The sequence below is a fragment of the Neisseria sp. P0021.S007 genome (assembly GCF_051956855.1).
Window position 1 is genome coordinate 1 of the sequence record NZ_JBQCXA010001038.1, and the last position, 543, is coordinate 543.

The 543-nt window shown below is 51.7% G+C and carries 1 protein-coding gene; it reads left to right on the forward strand.

The features are described from left to right. The coding region (locus ACTHUR_RS17395) for a DNA translocase FtsK 4TM domain-containing protein (RefSeq protein WP_440399963.1) at positions 1 to 543 on the forward strand (543 nt) is incomplete at both ends.

Below are 543 nucleotides of genomic sequence, written 5' to 3' on the forward strand. Positions count from 1 at the left end.
CTTCAGCATGGACGACCCTGCATGGTCGCGCAGCGTTCCCAAAAGCAACGATGTCGCCAACCTTGGCGGCCTCTTTGGCTCCTATCTTTCCGATGTCGGATATTATCTGTTCGGCTTATCATTTTGGTGGTGGATAGCCGCCTCTTGCGTTTTCCTCTACAAAAACTTCCGCCCCATGAAAAAGCAGGAAAACCATAAGCCCTACAATCACGGCGTAGCCGCTTTGGCATTATTCCTCCTGCTGGTGTGCAGCCCGATTATCGAACATTTCCTGTTTGACAACGCATTGAGCGAATCCCTTCCCGTTGGAGCCGGTGGCTTGGTCGGCCTGTTGGCCGGTTCAGGCTTGGCTTGGCTGTTAGGCAAGTCGGGCAGCCTGTTGATTATGCTGGTGATGTTGCTTTTATCCATTTCCCTGCTGGCTCAGGTGTCATGGTTGGAAGTCATGGCCAAATCCGGCAGCCATATGGGCGGCCTGTTTGGCAGCCTGATGAAAAAACTGTCTCAATTCCAAAATAAAAAAGAAGATGTCCACTCCGAAGC